Annotated in this window: 14 protein-coding genes; 5 read left to right on the top strand and 9 right to left on the bottom strand. The window is 59.0% G+C overall.

Annotated elements, in window-relative coordinates; genetic code table 11:
• Positions 1 to 10: 10 nt before the first annotated feature.
• The 3 genes from ABD937_RS09590 to ABD937_RS09580 form a co-directional block, all read right to left on the bottom strand.
• Entirely contained in the window at positions 11 to 559 is a 549-nt protein-coding gene (locus ABD937_RS09590; RefSeq protein WP_345255372.1) for a transcription termination/antitermination NusG family protein, read from the bottom strand.
• Between the two features lie 134 nt (positions 560 to 693).
• Positions 694 to 3048 (bottom strand): GumC family protein, encoded by a 2355-nt coding sequence (locus ABD937_RS09585; protein ID WP_345255371.1) that lies wholly within the window; start codon positions 3046 to 3048, stop codon positions 694 to 696.
• 13 nt (positions 3049 to 3061) lie between these two features.
• Positions 3062 to 3841 carry a polysaccharide biosynthesis/export family protein gene (locus ABD937_RS09580; RefSeq protein WP_345255370.1) on the bottom strand — a complete coding sequence of 260 codons (780 nt, stop codon included), beginning with the start codon at positions 3839 to 3841 and terminating at the stop codon, positions 3062 to 3064.
• A 217-nt stretch (positions 3842 to 4058) separates the two neighbouring features.
• Between ABD937_RS09580 and ABD937_RS09575 the strand changes: the two genes are divergently transcribed.
• The 5 genes from ABD937_RS09575 (at position 4059) to ABD937_RS09555 (ending at position 9159) form a co-directional block, all read left to right on the top strand.
• Positions 4059 to 4346 carry a hypothetical protein gene (locus ABD937_RS09575; RefSeq protein WP_345255369.1) on the top strand — a complete coding sequence of 96 codons (288 nt, stop codon included), beginning with the start codon at positions 4059 to 4061 and terminating at the stop codon, positions 4344 to 4346.
• A gap of 43 nt (positions 4347 to 4389) precedes the next feature.
• Positions 4390 to 6009 carry a peptidase domain-containing ABC transporter gene (locus tag ABD937_RS09570; protein WP_345255368.1) on the top strand — a complete coding sequence of 540 codons (1620 nt, stop codon included), beginning with the start codon at positions 4390 to 4392 and terminating at the stop codon, positions 6007 to 6009.
• Positions 6010 to 6031: 22 nt separating this feature from the next.
• A complete protein-coding gene (locus tag ABD937_RS09565) occupies positions 6032 to 7342 on the top strand; it encodes an HlyD family secretion protein (RefSeq protein ID WP_345255366.1) in 1311 nt (436 codons plus the stop codon).
• Complete coding sequence (locus tag ABD937_RS09560) at positions 7339 to 8712, top strand: TolC family protein (protein ID WP_345255364.1); 1374 nt, start codon at positions 7339 to 7341, stop codon at positions 8710 to 8712. Before ABD937_RS09565 ends, ABD937_RS09560 begins: the two co-directional genes overlap by 4 nt.
• 75 nt (positions 8713 to 8787) lie before the next feature.
• A complete protein-coding gene (locus ABD937_RS09555) occupies positions 8788 to 9159 on the top strand; it encodes a helix-turn-helix domain-containing protein (RefSeq protein WP_345255363.1) in 372 nt (123 codons plus the stop codon).
• A 176-nt stretch (positions 9160 to 9335) separates the two neighbouring features.
• Here ABD937_RS09555 and ABD937_RS09550 read toward each other — a convergent pair whose 3' ends face one another.
• The 6 genes from ABD937_RS09550 to ABD937_RS09525 all read right to left on the bottom strand — a co-directional run bounded on the left by ABD937_RS09550 (position 9336) and on the right by ABD937_RS09525 (position 18877).
• Positions 9336 to 10448 carry a glycoside hydrolase family 43 protein gene (locus ABD937_RS09550; RefSeq protein WP_345255362.1) on the bottom strand — a complete coding sequence of 371 codons (1113 nt, stop codon included), beginning with the start codon at positions 10446 to 10448 and terminating at the stop codon, positions 9336 to 9338.
• Between the two features lie 144 nt (positions 10449 to 10592).
• A complete protein-coding gene (locus tag ABD937_RS09545; protein ID WP_345255361.1) occupies positions 10593 to 12152 on the bottom strand; it encodes a RagB/SusD family nutrient uptake outer membrane protein in 1560 nt (519 codons plus the stop codon).
• Positions 12153 to 12157: 5 nt separating this feature from the next.
• Positions 12158 to 15265 carry a SusC/RagA family TonB-linked outer membrane protein gene (locus ABD937_RS09540; RefSeq protein ID WP_345255359.1) on the bottom strand — a complete coding sequence of 1036 codons (3108 nt, stop codon included), beginning with the start codon at positions 15263 to 15265 and terminating at the stop codon, positions 12158 to 12160.
• A gap of 273 nt (positions 15266 to 15538) precedes the next feature.
• Positions 15539 to 16561: a sulfatase-like hydrolase/transferase gene (locus tag ABD937_RS09535; protein ID WP_345255358.1), complete on the bottom strand. Its 1023-nt coding sequence runs from the start codon at positions 16559 to 16561 to the stop codon at positions 15539 to 15541.
• Entirely contained in the window at positions 16444 to 17058 is a 615-nt protein-coding gene (locus ABD937_RS09530) for a sulfatase-like hydrolase/transferase (RefSeq protein WP_345255356.1), read from the bottom strand. The genes ABD937_RS09535 and ABD937_RS09530 overlap by 118 nt, the downstream gene beginning before the upstream one ends.
• A gap of 139 nt (positions 17059 to 17197) precedes the next feature.
• Positions 17198 to 18877, bottom strand: a complete 1680-nt coding sequence (locus tag ABD937_RS09525; RefSeq protein WP_345255355.1) for a right-handed parallel beta-helix repeat-containing protein — start codon at positions 18875 to 18877, stop codon at positions 17198 to 17200.
• Between the last annotated feature and the right edge of the window lie 181 nt (positions 18878 to 19058).

Below are 19058 nucleotides of genomic sequence, written 5' to 3'. Positions count from 1 at the left end.
CGGGCTTTTATTAGCCGGCATCGGTATAACGGAAATACGGGTAGATCATCGGCACTTCGCGGGCAGGTACTGCCTTCGGCTGCTGCACAGGTGCTACCAGCATGTAACCAAGGGAGGCAAGCAGCACGCGCTCGGTGTTCTGAACGTGGGCCACTTTGAGGTCGGCGGCGGCCGTTACGGCGGAGCGGTCGTTGCTGTCCGACATACGCACCGGAACGTGTACGGTCTGCACCTGGTTGTGACGGGAGAGGAACTCGCGGATACCGGCGATGTCCTGCTGGCTGATTACGGCGGGGGCGTTGAGCCAGTAGAGGAAATTCACAACACCCTTGGTGCGGCGGATCTCATCGAGCTGCTCCTGCGAAGCCCGTACAAATACTATAGAGGAAAAGAGCGCTTCCTGCTCGGTCTTCCGGAGGAAGCTCCAGGAAGAAGATACGGTCTTAACGGGGAGGAAGGTTTCAAAGCGGTTGCGGGACAAGGTAGAGGCTACTTTCTTTTCGCACTTAGGACGCGTGCATACGGCGTACCATTGAACAACGGGTAAATTGGTGTTCATAATCACAGGTTTTGTAGGTTAGCAATACTGCCAAGTAGCAGTAGTATATTAAGTGAGGCGGTTCTTTTTTCGGACGTTGGATTTTACCCTATGTGGTGTCGGAGGCGGTGTTCTTGTGATTACTATTACAATCTTCAGGCCTTTTTTAAGCCTTTTTTCTGAAAAGATAGCTGGCGGAGAAATTTTTTCAGTCGGCTGTCGCCGGCTGCATCCTGTCCGTAGCGCATCTCGTGCCCGTAGCCGTAGCCATAGCTGCCCGATCCGAAGCCGCGGGGCTTCACATCGTTGAAGACGATGGCCAGGTTGTTCAGCGCCTTGATGCGGTTGTTCGCATCCAGGTTCTGCACAAAAGCTTTCGGCGTGTAGGCATGGCGCACCACGTACAGGGTCAGGTCGCTCCATTCCGTGAGGAAGTAGGCGTCCGTCGCCGGGTGTACCGGGGCGGCGTCCATGATGATGAAGTCGAAAGCTTCTTCCAGGTAATCAAAGAGCGGGGCCAGTTTTCCATTCAGTAACAATTCCGTTGCATTCGATTCGGTAGTGCCGGCGGAAACGAGGTAGAGATTCTTATACTCGGTGCTCTTGATAATTTCGTAAGGCTCTACTTCGTTCTCCAGGTATTCAGCGAGACCCATGGCCTGGGGCGCTCCGAAGTTCCTGGAAGCCTGCGGGTTACGCAGATCCATATCTAATAAAACAACTTTCTTGCCAGAGAGCGATAAATTAACAGCAAGATTGGAAGCAACGAAGCTTTTGCCTTCACCGGCGACACTGGACGTTACGAGGAGGCGTTTTTTGGGGTTGCTTTTGCTGAAAAGTCCAGCAGCGACGCGCAATTGGCGGAATTCTTCCCCGACGCGGGCATCCTTCTGTGCCGATAATAATTTTCCTTTCAAATGGTCTACATGGGCAATTTCGGCAAGCACGGGCACACCCGTATAAGTACCGATCTCGTCCCGGAACAGCACGTTACGGCTGAAGCCTTCCTTCCACGCTACATACGCTATGCTGAGGAGCAGCGCGAACGCGATGCCGGCGCCGAGAATAAAGGGCTTATTGGGGCCAACCGGCAACACCGAGGCACGCGCCGTCTCCACCACCTTGCTGTCGGGGATATTCGACGCCACGGCGATGGCCGTTTCCTCGCGCTTCTGCAGCAGGAACGAGTAGATGCTGTTCTTGATCGACTGCTCACGGCTTACATCGAGCAGCTCGCGCTCCTTTTGGGGAATCGTGTTCAGCATGCTGTTGTACGCCGAGTTGGTCGAGGCCAGGTTGCGCTGCGAGGCGCTGAGGGCCGAGCGCTGGCTGCGGATGTTGTCGAGGATCCCGGGACGGAGTTTCTCGATCTGCTCGTCGAGAGCCAGCATAACGGGGTGATTCTCGGCCGTGGTGCGGCTGAGGCGGTCGCGCTCGAGGTCGGCCTGGTAGAGCTTCTCCAGCAGCCCGGAAAGCAGCGGGTCTTCGATTCCCAACGTGGAGGGAACGAGGGAGCCGTCGCGCTGCTTGGCAGACACGTATTGCTCCACCTGGCCCAGCACGGCCATCTTCATGTTCACCTCGGCCAGCTTCTGGTCGATCTCGCCCACGTTCTTCAGGTAGAGCTTGCCCTGCTCCGAAAGGTCCACCACGTTGTTGCGGGCCTTGAAGCTCTGGATCTGCTTTTCCACGGCGTTGAGCTCGCGCTGCACGATGCGCATGCGCTCGTCTACAAAAGCTATGGTATTGCGGGCAACCGAGTTCTTATAGTCGATGGAAGCGGCGTTGTAATCACGCACCAGGTTGTTGAGGATGTCTTCGGCGCGCTCCGGCGATTCGTCGGAGTACTTGAGGCGCACGATGCTTGACAGCTTGCCGGCGGGCGCTACGTCCAGCTTTTTTTGGAGACCGGCAGCCACACTCTTGGGGTCGACAAGGCGGAAGTGGAACGGACCGTTACTGCCGGGCTTGTAGCGCGGGTTGGGCGAAAAGGTAAGCGAGCCGTAGGGCGTGGCCACGAGCTGGTCGAGCGGGTAGGCCGCGCCTCCAACGAGGACCTTGCGGGCAGCGGCATCATAGGTGAACGGGATGTCCTGGGTCGTTTGCACCTGGTCGAGGTTGAATGCGGTCACCACGATGGGTGAGCTCGTATAAGCGGTGCGGTTGCCTAAGCGGCCCGATTCCGAAATGGGGGCATAAAGGCGCAGGCCGGCCACGATCTTATCGGCCAGGTTCCGCGACTGGAGCACCACGACCTCGTTCTCGACGATCTTCTTGGAGCTCAGCACGTTCATCGACTCGGAGAGGGAGCTTTCTTCGGCGCCTTTCTTCTCATCCTTTATCAGGATGGTGGCGTTGGCTTCATATACGGGAGTAGCGTAGCGCAGGTAACCGACCGAAAGGGCGGTAAAAATGACGGCCAATACCGCAAAAAGGGGCCAGTAAGGCAGGTAGCGGTATACGAATGCCTCTACGAAAGGCGTGTTTTTCTGGTCAGGACGGTTGTTCATGGTCACGGTTTTCTTATCGCGTGGCGCGATCGAAGATGATGGCAACAAACGACAGGCCACTTAATATGATGGGAAGCAACTGCCGGGAGTTGGTAGCGCTGGCCACTTTTGCCTTGTTGGGCTCGGCATAAACGATGTCGCCATTGCGGAGGTAGTAGTACTCGGAGGAAAACAGGTCTTTTGAGTTTAAATTGATGCGGTGCATCGTCCGTTGCCCCCCCTCTTCACGGATGAGCAGGATGTTGTCGCGCCGGCCGAAGATCGTCAGGTCGCCGGCCATGCCGATGGCTTCCAATAACGAAATTTTTTCATTTGGTACCGGCACTACGGTCGGGCGGGCCACCTCGCCGAGCACGGTCACGCGAAAATTGAGGAATCGGACGGCCACAACGGGGTCCAGGAGCAACTTTTTGTCTATGAGCTGGTTACGCAGCGTGTCGGTGAACTCCTTTTTGGTAAGCCCGGCGGCCCTGATCCGGCCCACGAGGGGAAACTGAAGGTAGCCATCCGAATCAACGAGGTAGCCGGTCGTCTGCTGGTTGTTGGTGCCGGCCACGGTCGTCACCCCCGGGGCATTGAAGATGGCCGTCGCCTCCGGGTTCGGGCTGGTGACCTGGATGTTGAGGATATCGCTCGGGGCGATCCGCTGCTCGATGATCGGGGGAGCGTTCATCACGAGGTGCGCCGGGACATCGTTGAGGTAGGTGACCTTCTTCGTATTGACACAGGAGCAAAAGGTGGCAATGAGGAGCAAGGCCAGGCAATGAGGGGCGGAAGCAAAGCGAAAAGACATGGCTGTAGGTTTAGGCGGCCGGTGGCCGGTTCATCTGTATGGGCGCATTTTTACAATTGCTGTGCCACCGGCTCATCCGTAGCGAGCTGTCTCCGTTTCGCAGCAATCGCGCCCCGGAAGCCCTGCCATAGCCCAGTTGTTTAATATATAGCCAATGGTTGTAAAACAAGCCGCCGGTTTTGGACGGCCCGATGGCGCTCCGTTACTTCGCGTACCAATGAAAAAAGCCGTCGCCATTTTCCTGTTGCTCCTCTTGTGTGTGCAGGCCATCCCGGTCGCACACTGGCTGGAGGCTGCCGACGGTGTCCTCTTTACCTGCGTAGACGAGGACAAGCCCGGTGAGCCGGAAGCAAAGGCCAAGAAAGTAGTGAAGGAATACCTCGCTGCGGCACCTGCTCCTGTTGTCTTTACTGATTGTCCCCTCCCCTGGGCCCGGCTCGTCGTACGGTTTAACCCGCCGCCGGACCTCGACACCCACACCCCTCCTCCCGACCGCGCCTGTTAGCCAGCCTCTGATTCCCTATCTTTCACGCTAACAACTCTGCTTTATGGTTACCAAACCCGGCCCCGCCGCCCGGATCTGGAACCTGCTGCGGGAAGAACGCTCGGACATCACCCCGATCTATGTGTATGCGACCCTGAACGGTCTTATCCAGCTTTCCCTGCCAGTAGGCATCCAGTCCATCATCGGCTTCGTGCTCGCCGGCACCCTGTCGGCCTCCCTCGTACTGCTTATTTCCCTCATCGTCACCGGCGTGTTGCTCGTCGGCGCCCTCCAGATCGGGCAGATGCGGGCCATCGAAAAGATCCAGCAACGCCTGTTCGTGCGCTACGCCCATGCGTTCGCCACCCGCATCCCCCGCCTCGACCTCCAGAAGGCCGACGGCGTCTACCTTCCCGAGCTCGTCAACCGCTTCTTTGAGACGGTATCGCTGCAAAAAGGCTTCTCGAAGCTGCTGCTCGACCTGCCCACGGCGCTCATCCAGATCCTGTTCGGCCTTATCCTGCTTTCCTTTTACCACCCCTCTTTCATCCTCTTCGGCATCGTGCTGGTGCTGCTGCTTTGGGCCATCTTGTGGGCCACCGGCGAATCCGGCCTGCACAGCAGCCTGGAGGAGAGCCGGCATAAGTATGCCGTAGCCAGCTGGTTTGAAGAACTGGCCCGGGTGGTAAAGCCGTTCAAGTTTGCCAGTGGCGGCCTACACCTCCGCAAGGCCGACGAGCATACCGTGCGTTACCTCGGCTCCCGTACCCGGCACTTCCGGGTGCTGCTCGCGCAATACCGCACCCTGGTTGTCTTCAAGGTGGGCATCACGGCCGCAATGCTCATCGTGGGTGTGGTGCTGCTCCTGCGCCAACAGATCAACATCGGCCAGTTCGTAGCCGCCGAGATTATCATACTTACGGTCATCAATGCCATCGAAAAAATCATCATCAACCTCGACAGCGTCTACGACATCCTGACGGCCGTTGAAAAGATCAGCAAGCTCACCGACAAGCCGGTGGAAGCCTCCGGCACTTACATGCCCGACCCCGGCCAGGGATTCCGCGTTGAGGCGAGCGGGCTCCGCTTCGGGTACGAGGGCCGCCAGGTCCTCAACGGGCTCAGCTTCCGGGTGGAAGCCGGCGAAAAAGCCTGCCTGCTCGGCCCCGAAGGCGCCGGGCGCTCCACCCTGCTGAAGCTGCTGGCGGGCCTCTACCCGCGCTACAACGGCGCCCTCACCATCAACGGCGTGCCGCTCGGCAACTACGACCTGCCCGCCCTACGGCAGCACCTGGGCATCTTTCTGCAGCACGAGCAGGTGTTTCACGGCACCCTCTGGGAGAACCTGACCATGGGCCGCGAAGTTGACCGTGCCTATCTCCAGCAGCTCATCGCCGAAACGGGCCTGCAATCTTTTGTGCAGAGTCTCCCCGAAGGCTACGACACCGAGCTCGACCCGACGGGGCGGCGCCTTGCCGGCCATGTGGTGCAAAAGATCCTGCTCGTGCGGGCGCTCGCGCACCGCCCCCGGCTCCTGCTGCTCGAAGAGCCCTGGCGCGGCATCGAGGAGCCGTACAAAAGCCGCATCCGCTCCCTCCTGCTCGGCCTCGAAGGCACCACTGTGGTGCTGAGCACCGCCGACCCCGAATTTACCGCAAGGGCACAGCGCGTCATTCAACTCTAACGGAAAAACACAAACGAACTTTATGGAACCCGAATTCTCGGCTTACCGGCATGTGTACGGCCACCAGATCCCGCGGCACCTGCGCCGCTGGCTACTGTTCCTGCTTTTCTTATGCATCGTGCTCCTCCTGCTCCCCTGGACCCAGAACATCCGTGCCCGCGGCACCGTAACGGCGCTCCGCCAGGAGCAGCGGCCGCAGGAGATCAACAGCATCATCGCCGGCCGCGTGGAGCAGTGGTACGTGAAGGAAGGCGACTACGTGCGTCGCGGTGATACCATCGCCCGTCTTTCCGAGGTAAAGGCCGACTACCTCGACCCTGCCCTGTTGACGCGTACCGGCGAGCAGATCAGCGCCAAGAAAGCGGCGATCGACTACTACGGCGGTAAGGTATCCGCTGCCGAAAGCCAGATCGGCGCCCTCGGCGGCGCCCGGAGCGCGAAGCTGCAGCAGCTCACCGGCAAGCTCCTGCAGCTCGAGGCCAAGCTGCGTGCCGACAGCATGGACGTTCAATCGGCCAACAACGACTGGAGCATCGCCACCGCCCAATACAACCGGCAGCGAGCGCTGCACGACAGCGGCCTCGTTTCGCTCACCCAGCTCGAAAGCCGCAATGCGGCGCTGCAGCAGGCGCTCGCCAAAAAGACCGGCGCCGAGAACAGGCTTCTCGCCACCCGCCAGGAGATCGGCATCGTGCGGATCGAGTTCAACGCCGTTCAGCAGGAGTACCTCGAGAAAAAGGCAAAGGCGGAGAGCGACCGGCTCGGATCCCTCTCGCAGATCGCGGGCGGGCAGGGCGAGATCGCGAAGCTGCAGAACCAGTACGCGAGCTACGTGATCCGCAACGGCATGTACGCCATCCTCGCTCCGCAAGACGGGCAGGTGGTGAAGGCGCGCGCCAGCGGCATCGGTGAGATCCTGAAAGAAGGCGACATGCTGGTGCACATCGTTCCCACCAAGATCGACCCGGCCGTGGAGCTCTTCGTGCGCCCGGTAGACCTCCCGCTGGTATCGGTGGGCCAGAAAGTACGCTTTGTATTCGACGGCTTTCCCGCCATCGTGTTCAGCGGCTGGCCTTCTGCCTCGTTTGGCACTTTCGAAGGCATCGTGTCGGCAGTGGAAAGCGACGTAAGCGCCAACGGCACCTTCCGCGTGCTGGTGCGCGAGCACCGCGACTACCGGCCCTGGCCGCCCGAGCTCCGCATCGGCACGGGTGCCAACGGCATCGCCCTGCTCAAGAACGTACCGGTATGGTACGAGCTGTGGCGCAACATCAACGCCTTCCCGCCGGATTATTACAAGCCGTCCGGGCAGGACAAAAACAGCAAGAAATGAGAACGTCGCTCCTGATCCTGCTCCTGGCGCTTTTTGGGCCGGCAACGGCACAAACGGTGTTCCGGGAAAGCGAGCTCCTGGCGGTGGTGCGGGAGCAGCACCCGGTAGCGCGCGTGGCGCGCACCGAGGTGGCCGTGGCCCGCGCGGGGCTGCTTTCGCGGCGCGGCGCCTTTGACCCCGTTATCGGTGGCAGCAGCAACCAGAAGGACCTTGTGGGAACCACCTACTACGACCGCTGGCAAACGGAGCTGAAAGTGCCCACCTGGTATGGCATTGACGTAACGGCTGGCCTCGAGGAGGCGCGCGGATCCCGGCTGAATCCGGAGGTGACGCCGGGCGCCCTCAGTTATGTAGGCGTGTCGGTGCCGCTGGGGCAGCGCCTCCTGTTCGATAAGCGGCGGGCCGCACTCCGCACCGCACAGGTGCTCGTGGAGGCATCGGAGGCCGCGCGCCGCGAGGCGCTCAACAACCTTCTTTACGACGCACTGACCGCCTACTGGCATTGGTGGGAAGCCTATACCGTGCTGCAGCAGTCCGACAGCGCGCTCGACCTCGCGGCGCAGCGGCTCCGCATGGTGCGTACCTACGTGCAGCTTGGCGACCGTGCGGCGCTCGACACGGTGGAAGCAGCTACGCAGGTGCAGGCCTTCGCCTTTGCCCGCGAGGAAGCGCTCCTCCGCCTGCAGAAGGCCCGCCTCGAGTTGGCGGCCTACCTCTGGAAGGATGGAACAACACCCGTAGAACTACCGTCGGACGCCGTGCCCCAATTACTCTCCCCGGGCACGCCCCCACCCCTCAACGACCTGCAGCAACTGCTCCCCGATCACCCGGGGATACTCCAATACCGCTTCAAGCTGCAGGCACTGCGGATCGACCGGCGGCTCAAGTTCCAGTCGCTGCTCCCCGAGGTGGACCTTAAATATCAATGGCTGTACAAGGGGCACGATATCGGTAAAACGTTCAACGCTCCGCTCCTCGCCAACGACTACCGCTTCGGCTTGCGCGTCTCGGTACCGCTCCGCCTTTCGGAGGGCCGTGGCGCCTGGCAGGCCGCGCGGCTCAAGCTACAGCAGGCCGAGCTCGAAGCTGCCAACAAGCAGGTGCAGCTGCTGACGAAACTGCGCCAATACGATGCGGAATGGCTGCAGACGGGCCGCCTCCTTACGCAGCAGCAGGCACTGCTGAATTCGTACGTGGCCCTGCAGCGGGGTGAAGAGCTGCGCTTCCGCAACGGCGACGGATCGCTCTTTCTGGTGAATGCGCGGGAGCAGAAAACCTGGGAGGCGCGGCGAAAAGTGGCGGAGCTGCAGGCAAAAAAAGAACGTGCGCGTATTTCTGTAATTTGGGCCGCAGGACGTCTGCCCGGATGATTTTTGAGTGTTGCCTGAACTTTGTGCGGCGCTCCGTGTTATCCGGACGTCACTTCTTCCACAAAACGACGCAACATGCCAGGATCCGCCATCCGCCGCTACCGGGAGCTCAAGAATTATTCGCAGAAATACGTGGCCACGCAGATGGGCATCTCGCAGAATGCGTACAGCAAGATCGAGAACAACCTCACCCAGCTGACGGTGCACCACGTAAAGCAGCTCTCCGAGATCCTGCAGGTGCCGGTGACCGACCTGCTGCGCGACGACTTCGAGATCCACAAGCCCCTGCTGGTACCGGGCAAACCGATCCATAAGGACGACGTGATCCACCTGTGCGAGCACCTGATCGAAAAGCTGAAAACAAAGCATGCCGCCAGGCACGATTCCTACCTGGTCAGCGCATCGCTACTGCAGACCGTCGACAACCTCATTACGCACGTGTACTAAAGATCGTACGCACCAGTGCGGCAGGACTATTCGTAGGCGGTGGCCCGGTATCAAACAACGAGCGCCCGTTAGCATGCGCCCGCAAGACAGCGATCATTTCCGGCGCATCCCGGCATCCGGCTGATCGGCGTCAACGAGGGATGTACTGCGCGAGATGCCGATGCAGCCACGCTTTTCTATTCCGGAGGCCAGGTCTCTTTCCAATAGAGCACCGGCTTTTCGTCCTCGAAGGTGATCGGCAGCCAGATGTATTTCCCTTCGGCGGCATTGTCGGGCGTCCACCGGTCGCCCAAGTAAACGAATGCATCCTTCTTTCCGGCAACCTTCAGCACATAGGTGCTTTGTGAGCGAAAGGTCGTGGCCCGCTCCTGCTCCGTGCCGCGTACGGGATTGCCCAATGAATGCCAGGGACCGTACAGCGACGTAGCTACAAAGGACCGGCCCGGGTTCGGATCCCAACCCGTAGTACCGGATGCGACCAGGTAGTACTTGTTCCGGTGCCTGAAGATGGCTGGTGCCTCATTGCTTTGCCCGGGAAGGATGCGGTGGTATTCGCCGGTGAAGCCGGTATAGTCTTCCGTGAGCCTGGAAACGTGCAGGGTCTGGTTATCCTCGGAAGAGGCAACGTGGTAAGCGGTACCATCATCATCTACGAACAAGGTCATATCCCGCGACATCTGGCCCTTTTCAAAGTCTCGGCGCACCAGCATTCCCTCGATCACCTTCCCTTGCCAACCGGAGTCTTTTCTTTTCAGCAACGTGTAATCCAGCGCACGCTTCTGGTCTTCCGGGAAGTTGGCAGGCCATACATTCCTGTTGGGCCGCAGGCTTTTGACATACCGGTACGGCCCGGAAGGATTATCGGCAATGGCTAGGCCGGTCAGCGCCGCGCTGTAGCCCTGGCCTTTCAATTCGTGGTGAAACCACATCACAAACTTCTTTGTCTGCGCGTTGTAGATCACCTTGGGTCTTTCGAGCACACAACCGGGCTGCAAAAGACTATTCGTATCGGCGATCATCTTCAGGGCCATGCCCTCGTTTTTCCAATTGACCAGGTCGCGCGACGAATAGCAACTTACGCCATCCATCGCCAGGTTACCGTCTTTCCCCGTACCCTTGAACTCACCGAACCAATAATAGGTATTCTTGTGATAGAGCATGCCGCCGCCATGCGCGTTGATCATCTTGTTTTCCGAATCAAACCACAGCTCACCGAGCTTTTTAGGCTGTGCCGATGCCGCAGCGCCAAGCAGGCAGGTGAAAGCGCATAAAAACAGGAATCGTCGCATCAGGTTATTACAGTTGGATAGAAACAGTGAAAGCCATGTGAGGGTAGGCCGGTTGCTGCTGTAACCCCGGCCGGGCACAGCTCACCACGGCGGTAAGCGGGCATCCGGTCGTCTTCAAAAAAGTACAGAAAGCGGGCTACGGCATCACTGCCAGGCGGGGTTCTGGGTAAGATTGGAATTCGCATCCAGCTCACTCTGCGGGATGGGGAAGGTCGAAGACTTCAGTCCGCGGTATACGATGTTCCGGTAGTTCACCACGTTATCGGCGGCTGCAGCCTGGAAGGCCTGCTGCACCGTGCCCCAGCGCTTCAGGTCGAAAAAGCGCAATCCCTCCAGCGCCAGCTCCACCCTCCGTTCGTGCCGGAGTATGTCGCGCAGGGCCGCTTGTCCCAGGTTGGTGCCTTCCACTGCCTGGATACTGGGCATGCTCACCCTTGCGCGAACCTGGTTGATCAGGTCGTACACGGGCGTGCCCAACTGGTTCAGCTCGATCAGCGCTTCGGCGCGCATGAGCAACACATCGGCATAGCGAAGCACAATGAAATCCTGGCCGCCCGGGTTGAACACCGCCACACCGGCTGCGGACGTGTTGAGGGTTCTCAGGTATTTCTTCAGCCCATAGGTCGTAGAGGTGTTGCCCATGAACACCCGGTTGATGTCCGTAAGGAACACATCGTTCCGGAAATAGACCGAAGCTGCCAGCCGTGGATCCCTGTTGTTTTTCGGATTGGCAGCGTTGTACAACGGCGAGGTGGTGATCGGCTTGCCATCGGTGCAATAGTAGTCGCGGACCAGGTTCGGCATTGGCTGGGAATTGATCTTCGGAATCCCATTGAACGTGGCGGAGAACAATTCTCCATTTGCCGTTACGTTGTTGTCCTGGAAGAAGCGCACGGAGAACAGAATTTCCTTGGAGTTCTCGCCGGCCTCGGTGAACAGCTGGGCATAGTTGCTGTTCAGTACATACCCTAAGGTGAGGATGGAGGCGGTGGCGTCCAGCACGCCCTGGTAATCCTTGTTGTACAACTGGAACCGCGCCAGCAAACCCAACGCCGCTCCCTTCGTGGCGTACCCGTACTGAGCCGGAGGGTAGGACGCTGGCAGCAGGTCGGCCGCCTCTTTCAGGTCCCGGACCACCTGTGCGGCCACTTCCTGATAGGTATTCTTCCTGACGTAAGCTTCCTCCAGTGATTGCACCTTGAGGATCAGCGGCACATCCTGGTAATAGACCGCCAGGTTCATGTAGAACAACGATCTCAGGAACAGCGCCTGGCCGTGCAATACTTTCTTCTTCGCCTCGGAAATGGCCGACGCGGGCATTTTCGCGATGTTCTCGATGGCTACGTTGGCCCGGGCAATACCCTTGTAGGAGGATACCCAAAGTGGCGTGAACAGGTTGCGCGCGCCGTCCGAAGGATCGAGGTTTCCCTCCATGTAATTTCCCGGGCCTTCGAACTTGTACGAGTTAAAGCAGTTGTCACCGAAATTGTCGTACATCGGAAAGCCGGTAACGCCGTTCAGGGAGCCGCTATACATACTCCTGTCCTGCAATACATCATAGATGCCGTTGATGCCGAGCAGCGCATCGGCTTCGGATTTCCAGAAATTATCTGCGGCAATCTGGGTCAGCGAATGCTTGTCGAGAAAGTTCTTGGAGCAGCTGCTGATCGCAAACACAAAGGATATAAGGATCAATTTTTTCATCGCAGTCAGAATTTGAGGTTTACGCCCAGGGTATACACTTTATACAGGGGAGTCAGCTGGTCGGTGCCCGCACCCCGCGCCCGCTCGGGGTCGAAGTCTTTCATTTTCGTAAACGTCAGCAGGTTTTGACCGCCGGCATAGAACCTTAGTTTGGACACCCCGAACTTCTGGGTGAACGAGACGGGAATGGTATACCCGATCTCCAGGTTCCGGAGCCTCAGGTAGGATGCGTCCTGCACGTAGAAGGTGGAAACGAGGGCGTTGTTGACGCCTCCAAGCCGGGGCAGCTTCGCAGACGGGTTCTCCGGCGTCCACCGGTCCACCCAATACGCGAGGGCATTGTTCCGGTCGCCCTCCATCGGTAGCTGCCCGTTGTCGTTGAGGATGCGATCCAGGCCACCGATCCCTTCAAACTGGACGCTCATGTCGAAGGCCTTGAACGAAAGATTGGTATTGAAATTATAAATCAGCTCGGGGTATGGGTTACCGATGATGGTCCGGTCAAACGCGTCGACCACACCGTCGGGTACGTCCTTGGGTCCGGAGATATCCGCGTACCGCAGGTCGCCCGGCGCCGTTCGGGTACTGCCGAATTGCCTGGGCGCCGCGGCCACCTCGGCGGCCGTCTGGAATACGCCCAGCACCTGGTACCCGTAATACGCATTGAACGGAGCCCCCAGCCGGATGATGCTTTGGCCACCGATCGTTTCGAGGCCCCGCTCGCCCAGGCTCGTGACCTTATTGGCGCCAAATAGGGTGAGGCTGCCGCCGAAGCTGTAGTTAAATGTTTTGACCTTTCCGCGGAAATTAGCGGCGAGCTCCACACCGCTGTTCACCATCGCGGCGGCATTCTGCGCGGCGAGGTTGGGCACCCCGATGGTGCTGGGGATGGGATAATTGCCGTACAACAGGTCGGAACTGGAGCGCTTGAAGTAGTCGGCGGTGATCGAAAGGCGGTTCCTGAACAGGCTCGCATCGAGGCCGATGTCGTACTGCTCCACTTTCTCCCAGCTGATGCCCGGGTTGGCAAGCGACGTGATGGCAACGGCGCCGACCACGCCGGTGCCGAGGTAGTAATCGATGCCGGCGTTGTAGGTCTGGTCAAAAATGTAATTGCCGATGTTGTCATTCCCCGTGATCCCCCAGCTGGCGCGCACTTTCAGGTCGGAGATCCAGCCTACCTTGTTGAGGAAAGGCTCCTCGCTGATCTTCCACCCGGCGGAGGCAGAGGGGAAGGTACCATAGCGGTTCGACTCCCCAAACTTCGACGAGCCGTCTCTCCGTACGTTGAATTCAAAAAGATACTTGTTGTTCAGGATGTAATTGATCCGCCCGAAGAACGATTGTACGGCTTCTTCCGTTGCGCCGCCCGAGACATTCGGATTGAGGACGCCCCCCGCATTGAACTCCTGCAGGCTATTCGACGGAAAGCCCTGTAACGAACCGGCAAATCCGTCGTTCCGGTTATAGTTCAGCGAGTGGCCGAGCAGCACCGAAACATCATGCTTGTCGCTGAAGACACGGTGGTACCGCAGCAGGTTCTCGTTGAGCAGCCGGTAGTTGAAGTTGGTACTGTTGCTCAACGCATTCACCGGTGTCGTGTTGATCAGGTTGCCTGCCCAGTCGAAGGTGCTGTTGGTAGGGCTGAAATTGGAAACCATGTCATAATTCAGGTTCAGGCTCCCGCTTGTTTCGAGTGAAAGGTTCTTCGTAATGTCGGCTTTGATCTCAAAGCGGTTCGCGACGTTCAGGTCGTCGCTCGTGTAATCGCCCAGCTCGCCCCGCTGCAAGGGATTGGTGGCGGGAAAGCTGAAATTCACATTCTGGTAGGACCCATCCACGATGCCGTAGTTGCCGTTGGAGTAGTAAGCCGGAATGGTGGGCGCCGAGCGCTGGAAATGGTTGATGATCCCGGTCTCGCCCGTGATTGCCGAGGGTCCCCCGAACGGGCCTTTGAACCGTGCCCAGTAGGCGTTGGTGACGTTCGAAATGGTCAGCCAGCTCTTCACCTTCGAGCTCAGGTTCATGCCCAGGTTGAACCGGTCGGATTTGAACTTGCCGCGCACCACCGCCTCCTGTCCCAGGTAGCCCAGCGAAACGCGGTACGTCGTCCTGTCGTTCCCACCGGAAAATGCCAGGTAATGATTCTGGATCGGCGCCCTCCGAAGGATCTCCTTCGCCCAGTTGGTGTTGGCATACCGGTCGCGGTCGGTGCCGTTGATGATGGCCTGAATATCGGCGTCGGAATACCGGATGGAGGCAGTGGGACCGTTCAGGTTGATGTACTTCTCCCGCATGAGGCGGGCATAGTTTACGGCATCCAGGTATTTGGGCACTACCGTCACTTCCTGAAAACCGGTGTAGGCATTATAGAGCACGCTCATCGCCCCGTTCTTACCCTTTTTGGTCGTAACCACGATCACGCCGTTGGCGCCGCGGGCGCCATAGATGGCACTCGCCGAGGCATCTTTCAGAACGGATATCGTTTCGATGTCGGAAGGGGCCAGGTTGTTGAACGCGGTGAGGCCGATATACTGTATGTTGTCGATCACCACCAGCGGGTTGGTGGAACCGAAGGTGCCCACGCCCCTGATGATGACACTCGAGGCATCATTGCCGGGAAGCCCGCTGCCCTGGGTGATCTGGACTCCGGAGAATTTACCGTACATCAGCTGTCCGGAGTTGGTGACCGGCTGGTTCACGGCGTCATCGAACTTCACCGTTTGCGTGGAGCCGGTCTGGTTCACTTTCTTCTGCACGCCATAACCCACCACTACAACGTCCTGCATGGTGGTAGCGGAAGGCTCCAGTTTGATGCCAATGGGCGACGCGCCGTCCCAGGTAAAGGTATAGGGCTGATACCCGATATTGCTGAACGTGATCACCGGTTGAGCGGAAGACACGCGCAAGCTGAAGGCGCCCTTTTCGTTCGTGGTTGTTCCGCCCTTTGACCCCTGCTCCACCACCGACACCCCGGCCAACGGCGCATTGTCGGCACCGCCAACAACCGTTCCGGTAACCACCGTGCCTTGAGCAAATACTTGTGCGCCGAGCAAAAGCAACAGGCCGAGGAGGCCAAGATGGGTAAGCAATCTTTTTTTCAACACAAGCATCGTGGAAGTTTTAGTTGTTCGGTAATGGTTGGTCTAAGTACGCATTATTCATTGATAAGGCAGGTCGGCGTCCGATTCAATAATACGGTGCGTTTCATTCAGCATTGGGCCCGGCAAACGGCGGCGCACGGCGCGTGTCGGCTCCTCACTGAAACCGCCGCTTGCGAACGACCTTCGGCGCCCAAAAAGAACGAACCGGAAGCGGGTGCAAGAAGGCCCGGGCAACGGCAGCCAGCAGAAATTTACCGGTTTTTCCAATTTGTACAAATACGGTCACTTCGGAAGCGGTTTCGCTGCGGACGCCGGATTCGCTACGTAACCCGGGTTCTTTGCTGGCCGGGCCGCACGGTGCGCATCCAGCCATTGAAACAGCTTCCGCTTCAGCCTGCCGGCGATGCGCCGGTGGGTAGTGGCAAGGTCCTTTTTTTCAGCGATATCCGCATCGATGTTGAACAGTTCTATCGCATCTTCTTCGTAATGATAAACAAGCTTGAACGCACCTTCCCGGATCGCCGCGCCGGGCCTGCCGCCCTGGTTGCTGTAGTGCGGGTAGTGCCAGAAAAGCGGACGGCTTTTGGACGCTCCGGGCCGGGTGAGCAGCTCAAACAGGTCCTCGCCATCGATGCCCGTTCCTTTCCGGTTCCGGGCGTTGATGGCCTTTGCAATGGTCGTGAACAGGTCGGCGCTGTTTACAGGTAGCTCCGACACGGCGCCCGCTTCGGCCCTGCCCTTCCAATACACGATGAGGGGCACACGGATCCCACCTTCATACAGCCAGCCTTTGCCGGCGCGCAACGGCGCGTTGGTGGTGGGGCTTCCCTCGGCCGTGCTGAGCCCGCCGTTGTCCGACGTAAAGATCACCAGCGTATTGCTATCGAGCCCGGAAGCGCGGAGCTTGTCGATCAGGCGGCCGATGTTCCAGTCCATGTTCTCGATCATGGCCGCATACGCAGGGTGGTCCTGCACCCGCCTACGACGCCACCCGCTTTCGTGCCGCATCCAGTCTTCATCCTTCGCAAAGCGGTCGTTGGCCGGAATCCCCAGCGCTTTTTGCCGCGCGGCATATTTCGCGATCAACGGCTTAGGCGCCTGCAGCGGGTTATGCACGGCGTATAAGGAATAGAACAGCAGAAAAGGCTGTTGCTTGTGCTCTTCGATAAACTGCAGCGACTCCGCGGTCAGCGGTCGGTAAGGTATTCGCCAGCGGGGCCGTCGGTGAGCGTCGGGTTGGCGTAGGGCGTGAAAAAGCCGCCCGTGCTGTCGTTGATCCTTCCTGTCGGGGCGCCGTTGCTCCACCCGCCTTTGTTGACCTGGAAACCCTGCGCCGCGGGCCAGTACGCTTCCTCTTCGCCCAGGTGCCACTTGCCGGCAAAAAAAGTCTGGTACCCTTGTTCCCGTGCGGTTTCCGCCAAGGTTTTCTCCTCCAGCGCAAGTTGATAGGCTGTTTGTTGGGCCACCAGCTTTTCGAAAGGCCGAGCCACTCCTGCCTCCTGCCGGCCGCGGATCCAATCGGTAACCCCCGTTCTCACCGGGTACTTGCCGGTGAGGATGCTGGCGCGGGTAGGGCTGCACACGGGGCTGGTGGCATACGCTTGTGTGAACCGGGTGCCGGCCGCTGCCAGCCTGTCGAGGTTGGGTGTTTCATAAAAGCTGCTTCCATAACAACCCAGGTCCTTCCAGCCAAGGTCGTCGGCCAGGAGCACGATCACGTTGGGCGCACGGGTATTGCCCTGCGCCCCCGCCCGGGCAGCGGTCAGCGCAACCAACAGTAATAACAAAACGGGCTTCCACATATATATGCATTTGGTTGAGTGCTTCCACGGCGTCGTTGCCGCGCTCCCTAACGATTTTCGGAGGGGCCTACGACGTTCCCACGCTTCCGGCCTGCATCCGTTGGCAGCGCGAACAGCGCCCTGATCAGCAACAACATTGTTACCTGCGCTTAGGTTTTGAGTACAGCTCGATGGCCCCGATATCGGGCAACCCGCTTACCGGGTTGCCGAGAAAGTCGCGCGCTACGTGCAGTCCGGGGAACAGCCCTTTGCTGTCGCCGGGTATTTTCCGGATCATGATCCCTTTGTCCTTTATGAGCGACCCATCGACGGGTATATAGTGCTCCGGATCAAGTCCGCCGCTCTTGACGAACTTCAGCGGACCGATCGAGGGCAGGCTATCCACGAACAGCTGCTCCGGCCATGCCGACCTCCGCAGGAAAAAATTGTTTGTGAATACCACGTCCGCTGCATATTGACTGGCGGCCTCATTCTTCTTCTGGTCGCCGGTAACAATGATCGCATCCCTCCCGAAGTAGAACAGGTTGTTGGCGATCAGGATGCCCCTGGCGCTGCTGCTGATCGAGATCTTCGGCGTGATCGTCGTATCCACGAAAACGGTATTGTTGTAGAAATAGCTATTGAAAGGTCCATGTGGCGTTTTCTTTTCGCCCTGGTAGCCGCTTAGCCAGAACACCTTGCCCTCCTGGAATGCGCCGTTCTGCCCTTTGATGCGGAACCCGTCGTTCACGCTGATGTTGTACCGGTAGGCGCAGTTGTAGTTGTTACCGAGGATCTCGCAGAATCCACCCGCATTGTTTGCGCTGAAATTATATTGTACGATCACGTCGCTGCAGTTGAAGTCGATGTGCACGCCGGCCGAATCGCCGGGTCCGTTGGCATGCTCAAACCGGTTGTGCTCGATCAGGATGTTGCTGCAGCTCCAGGTCCACAAGCCACTACCCCGCCCCCAGTTGCGGCTATCCTGCACCGAGCCGGAATGGTCGATTCTGTTGTGATGGAGATGCCCGCCGGTGACCCCGGATAACTGCATGCCTGGCCCCCCGGTGTGGCGCACCCTGCAATGGGCGACCACTACGTGCTGCAGCCCGCCGGCGGGCGCGGTAAACTTGAGCCCGGTATGACTGACGTTGTAGATCTCCGTATTGGTGACCTTGATGTGGGTTAGCTTTCCGCCGGTGCTGTTGTTGATGAACCGCACGCCCCAGCCATAGCTTTGCGTGCCATTGGCTGTCCTGATCTCTTCTGCCGAACGCCTGAACCCGAGTGGATGGAAATACACGTCGTGGATCAACAGGTTGTCGAGCTCGATGTTGCGGTGCTGCTCGTTTCTCGTGAGCTCCACCAGGATGCCGCAGCGCATCAGGTTGGTGCCGGCCGGATGCACCCCTCCGTACGGAACGCGGGCCGTGATCTCAAGTCCGGTGATCTTCAGGTACGACGAGTGGCGCACCAGTATCGTGTACAACGAATCGCCGGCGTCCAGCACGGGCCGGCGTTTGCTCCCGCCAAAGAAATAGCTGCCGATCACCACCGGTCTCTTTTCGCGGGCCACTACATTTTCCAGGTACAACATACCGGTGAAGGATTGTCCCGTCGCAAACAGCACCGAGTCGCCGGGCTTCAGTTGAACCTGCTTCAAAGGAGCCGTCGTTTTCCACGGGCTACGTTGGTGCGTGGCCTTATTGGCGTCGTTACCGAGCACCGAATTGATATAGTAGTTCGTGGCCCCGGCGTCCTGCTGCTGCAGCAGGAGCAGCAGTAAAGCGAGCCACCTGGTCAGCGGTTGCCGGCGCCCGGCGCTGCGCATCGTATTCATGGTCGGAAGCAGTTTGTTGATGGAGCCACTAAATTCTCGGTCCCGGTTCAAAGTTGCAGGGAAAATGTGACTGCCGGTGGCCCTGGTTGCAGGCTGGTTTTGCTCCGGCAGCTTGTTCCTTTGCTGGATGGGGTAAAGCTAAACCGGACTCGTCAGCGGCGGGCCTGCGAGCCGCGCAATA

Origin of the sequence: Flaviaestuariibacter amylovorans (assembly GCF_039541815.1) — a bacterium.
GTDB classification, from domain to species: domain Bacteria; phylum Bacteroidota; class Bacteroidia; order Chitinophagales; family Chitinophagaceae; genus Flavisolibacter; species Flavisolibacter amylovorans.
Note: the sequence above shows the minus strand (reverse complement) of the source record. Positions and strands in the feature narration are given on the sequence as shown.